Raw genomic sequence first — 5,070 nt, 5'->3', positions numbered from 1 at the left:
CTCACGGGCGGACAAAGCCATGATTGTGTTACAGGCTATAAGATGTTGAAATCGATGGAACTTACAGGCACAAACGTTTTGGCAGATCGAGCGTACGACACCAATGCCATCTTGAATCTTCTTCAAGATCAACATGCTAAACCAGTAATCCCCAGTAAAAATCTCGCCGTATTCAGCGTCATTGTGACTGGTGGCTCTATAAAGAACGCCACGGAGTGGAATGCTTCTTTAATAAAATAAAACATTATCGCCGAATTGCCACACGGTTTCAAAAATTAGCCTGTACTTTTAAGGCTTTTTTGACTTTGGTTTCGATTATGGTTTGGATGACTTAGGTTTGAAGACAGGCCCTAAATAATCTTTGCCACATAATTACGCACCCCATCTTTTATGTAAAACAATTACATGTAGCAATAATATCGTCGGCTAAATGAAAAAAGCTCCAATAGTCATCTATATAATGACTTTCGGAGCCTCTATCACCTTGAGACTAGTGCCCTAACAACTTTGAAGCCGTCTGGTAAACCCAATAATAATAAAGGCCTACCATCGCAAAAAAATACATATTCACTTCAAAGGCTTCTAAACCTAGAGCATTCCTAAGTAACGGAATTACTTTCGGATATAGTTTTTTGAGAGGATACAGGAAAAGCAAGGAAATAACATGAATCATGAGAAAAATAAACATTGGACATTCCTCCATAGAAATAGTATCAGAGTAGTTTTTTAGGCATATGCCCTTGCATCGCTTAAATATACTCTTATACTTCTACGGAGCTTTTTTTCTCACAATACCCCTGCCTTTTCCTTAACTCACCAATGCTATAAGTCCCAAAGTCAGGTAAATAGTACCACATTCCATAATATAATTCAATATTTAGCATATGTCACTATATATTGAAGCCTAAGATAATGTTACTGTGTAACAAGAGACAATTTGAAGAAATTCATCAAGCTTGTGGTGTTAGACTTAATATTGGACACAGGGAACCGAGAGTGCGGAAATAAAAGCATTCATAATCGAGGTGTCCGAGATGACGAAAAAATACGAAAAATAATTCAAATTTCAATCCGTTCGACTCGTTCAAGAAGAAGGGAAATCGTTGGCGCAGGTAGCCCGTGAAATGAGTCTGCATGAGAAGACGATCTAATGCTGGATCGCCGAGTTTAAAACCGGACAGCAGTCAAGCGTTTCCCGGTAGGATAACTAAAACCGGAAACAAGGCCATACATGATCTTCAGAAGCAGATTCGTAATTTGGAAGAGGAGAACGAAATCTTAAAAAAGGCGATGCACTACTTCACAAAAGACCGGCGCTGATCTATAAATTCATCCACGATCACCGCTTCAAGCTCCGTGTCGCGAAGATGTGTGCCGTATTTGGAATCTCCCGAAGTGGTTATTATGATTGGACCCTGCGGAAAGAAAGCGGTCAAAGCAAATGTCATGAGCGGCATAAAAAGCAGATTCGGCGCATCTTTCTTGGCCATAGGCGTCTTTATGGAAGCAAGAAAATATCTGGGAACTCCCTGAAGAAACAAGGCGTTCAGGTAACCGAGAAAACCGTTGCTCGAATCATGAAGGAACTCGGCTTGAAATCCCGAACAGTCAAGAAATATAAAGCAACAACGAATTCCAAACATATCTTGCCGGTGGCCGCGAGTGTGCTGAATCAACAGTTTCAAGCGAGTGCACCCAAATCAGGTCTGGATGACAGACATCACCTATATCCCGATCGATGAGGGATAACTTTACTTAGCGAGGGTCATGGGCTTATACAGCAGCAAAATCGTAGGGTTTCATATGGATTTCTTGGTTTAGATAGGTATTTTGTTTGAGTTAGGGATAAAAGCACGATTTCACGGTGGTTCTGTTAATGAGCATAAAACAGGATGGCAGTTAAGCGCCGTACTGAACTCTCATCCCCTTTTCGCTGATAGACCCGTTAAGCTAAACCGTATCATAAGTGACGGCGAAAAATTTAGTGAAATAGTTCGTCTTTGCCATATATTCACCCTGTTCCTAATCTACGTATTAAATGATAATGACTATAAAGCATTGCCCATGGATAATTCAGCTTAGAGTAATTTATGTAAAGTTGCCGAAACCTACGTCGTTGTGAAGTGCGTATCATAAGTGAAAGCGAAAAAAGTGAGAGTTGAGGTGGTTGAGAGGACTACAAGAATCATTAAGTAAAGTGGTTTAGAGAACTTAACCCCTAAGATGAGATTTGGGGCTCTTTCCTTAAGACTGGATGCAACAAAGTTTTCCAGTTCCTAGATTCTTGTGGTGGTAGTGGTAATTAAAAGTTCGCAAACAATTAAGGAAGTGAACTATTTATACTTCTTAAATAAGACGTTATGTGAAATGAACTAAAAATCTAGAAAGGAAGAATGTAAGTATGTTTAAAAAATTCAAGAAAAAGAAAGAGATTGAGAATACACATAAGTTATATTCTGTTGAGGACTTTCTTTTAAAAGAAAATGATATACAAGCAATTAATAGAATATTAAATGATTTTCGTTGTGATTTTGAACCTGATCCTAGTGACTCTAAAACAGCTACAGATTTAGGTATGATGATGTATACGTTACCTTTATTCATAGAATTAAAGTACTATTACAATAATGATTTTTGCATGGCTATGGCACAATCAATGATAATATCGAAAAAAAAGTATTTTGATCGGAGAATGAAGTCTTATTATTTTGAAAATGCGGTGATTAGAGTAGCTTCTATTTGGGAGTATTTATTTATTATTCTGAATGAATATTTACAAACTGGCTTAATAGCAGGAAAAGATATCAGAGAGCAATTAATTGAAGCCGGGTGTCATAAAATTGATTTTGTCCCAAGTGGCAAGGGTTTTGAAGTGAAATATGTACCTATTGATAGTGAGGAAAGGAAGAAGATTGAACCGGAGTTAATAAAGAAATATAAACTGTTTAAAATTGCACCTAAAAGATCAAATAACTCCTTTTTAAAGGCTGTAAAAAAACAATATGCGATGAAGGATAGAATTCAACTAATCTTTGATATTTACAACTGCGAGGAAGTAAAAGCAATTACTAATTTAAGAAATGAAATTGTACATAGACGTCCATTGTCGGCGAGATTTTCTTTATCACCAAGCGATATAATGCCTGGCATGGCTGTTAGTATAAATCCAGAGGGATGGTATGATTTTGCCTCTTTCCCTCAAATGATTGAGAAAAATATTCTTAGTGTAAGGGATGCTATAAAACTTCTTTATGAAGTTATTTTTTATAATGATATACCAAACTCTAAAGAAAATGAAAACGAAAAGTTCGAGGCATTAGAAGTTAGATGCAGAACATGTGAGAAAGATATTCTAATTAATAGTTTTTCCGCAGACTACCTTATTGAAATGGGCCATCCCTTGATTTGTCCTACATGTAAACAATCCAATACTACGATTATAAATAAGAGGGAGGTACATGAGAGATACTTTTTCTCTAACCTAAACGAATATAGCGATTTTCTAGTTAAATATTGGGAAAGCAATGCCGATTGAAGAAATCGAAGAATGGAATGTCCCTTCCATTGATTTATGAAGTAAAATTGCAGTTGTATAAGTTGAACTTTTAACATTCATAGCCGCGAGAATCGGGTAATGGTTTAGAAAAGTACCAGCCCGGAGGCGATAATCATGAATCGACGTGATGAAATTGAGAATCTGAATGAAGCCATGAGAGAAGCATCCAACAAACGCTTATACGAACGTTATTTGGCTGTTCGGCTTTATTTAGAGGGACATACGTTCACGGAAATAGGTCGCTCCTTAATCGTGCTTATCAAACCATTAGTCGGTATTGGACTACCTACAGGAAAAACGGACTCGAAGGACTAGAACTTGATCATTCTCCTGGCAAACCAGTAAAGCTAACGGATGAGCAATTGGATGAACTTGCGAACACCGTTGAAAAAAAGCAACCGGCTGATGTTGGTTTTGAAGCCCATTACACATGGACCCTGCAGCTTATTACGGACTGGATTGAACGAGAATTTAAGCAACGGTATACCCAAAAAGGCGTTTCAAAGCTGTTACAACGTCTCGGATTCAGCTATACGAAAGCGACATATACACTGGCGAATGCAAGTGCCGAGGAACAGGAAGAATTTCGCACCAACACGTTCCCCGCGCTCAAAAAACAGCTTCTTGAAGGGGAAATCGATCATCTATTGTTTGAAGATGAAGCCATGATACGAGCCTACCAAGCGCTTCAGTATAACTGGTTCCGCAAAGGGCAGCAGCGAAAGATCATCACAACAGGCAAACATGAAGGTGCGAAGTTATTTGCAGCAATCAACTATGAGACCGCCACATTACGCATCGAGAAGAAGAACAATGTGATGGAATGCCTTCTTGCGTTTTCTCGGCGATATCCTTGAGGAATATCCCGAAGGTAAAATCTTCATGATTCTCGATAACAGCCGCATCCATCATGCCTCCAAACTCAAGCTGTTTCTTGACAAGCATAAACGGCTACACTTAGTGTTCCTTCCAGAATATAGCCCTAAGCTAAATCTGACGGAAGGCCTGTGGAAGTGGGTTCGCCAGGATGTCATTAATAACGTCTACTTTAAAAAGTTTTACCTGATTCGCTTGCACGTTTCGAAATTCATGAAACGATTAAATGCAAACCCTCAGAAGGTCATAGACCGCCTTCTTGTAAGGTTATAATCTTTAGTTCAACTTATATGATCATTTTTTTTAACAAATTTATGTAATTAGGGCCTGTCTTCAAACCTAAGTCATCCAAACCATAATCGAAACCAAAGTCAAAAAAGCCTTAAAAGTACAGGCTAATTTTTCAAACCGTGTGGCAATTCGGCGATAATGTTTTATTTTATTAAAGAAGCATTCCACTCCGTGGCGTTCTTTATAGAGCCACCAGTCACAATGACGCTGAATACGGCGAGATTTTTTACTGGGGATTACTGGTTTAGCATGTTGATCTTGAAGAAGATTCAAGATGGCATTGGTGTCGTACGCTCGATCTGCCAAAACGTTTGTTCCTGTAAGTTCCGGCTTTGTCCGCCCGTGAG

The 5,070-nt window shown here is 38.5% G+C and carries 4 protein-coding genes and 2 pseudogenes; 5 read left to right on the top strand and 1 reads right to left on the bottom strand.

Annotated features, from left to right (window positions below; genetic code table 11):
• The 5 genes and pseudogenes from QJ48_RS33225 to QJ48_RS36460 all read left to right on the top strand — a co-directional run.
• Positions 1 to 240: transposase (locus QJ48_RS33225; RefSeq protein ID WP_157261834.1), on the top strand; the 240-nt coding region annotated here is incomplete at its 5' end.
• A pseudogene (locus QJ48_RS37195) lies at positions 186 to 335 on the top strand (IS5/IS1182 family transposase); the annotation flags it as partial. The gene QJ48_RS33225 and the pseudogene QJ48_RS37195, both read left to right, overlap by 55 nt.
• A 1,032-nt stretch (positions 336 to 1,367) precedes the next feature.
• Positions 1,368 to 1,742: an IS3 family transposase gene (locus QJ48_RS39565; protein ID WP_082420778.1), complete on the top strand. Its 375-nt coding sequence runs from the start codon at positions 1,368 to 1,370 to the stop codon at positions 1,740 to 1,742.
• Positions 1,743 to 2,401: 659 nt separating this feature from the next.
• Positions 2,402 to 3,535: a hypothetical protein gene (locus QJ48_RS33210; RefSeq protein WP_054977579.1), complete on the top strand. Its 1,134-nt coding sequence runs from the start codon at positions 2,402 to 2,404 to the stop codon at positions 3,533 to 3,535.
• Between the two features lie 129 nt (positions 3,536 to 3,664).
• Positions 3,665 to 4,705, top strand: a pseudogene (locus tag QJ48_RS36460) (IS630 family transposase).
• 66 nt (positions 4,706 to 4,771) lie between these two features.
• On the opposite strand, the gene QJ48_RS36455 reads toward QJ48_RS36460, so the two are convergent.
• Positions 4,772 to 5,070 (bottom strand): transposase (locus tag QJ48_RS36455; RefSeq protein ID WP_157261833.1); only part of this gene is annotated, 299 nt, incomplete at its 5' end.

Origin of the sequence: Paenibacillus sp. A3 (assembly GCF_001399685.1) — a bacterium.
Lineage (GTDB): Bacteria > Bacillota > Bacilli > Paenibacillales > NBRC-103111 > Paenibacillus_G.
This window is presented reverse-complemented; position numbering and strand designations above follow the sequence as displayed.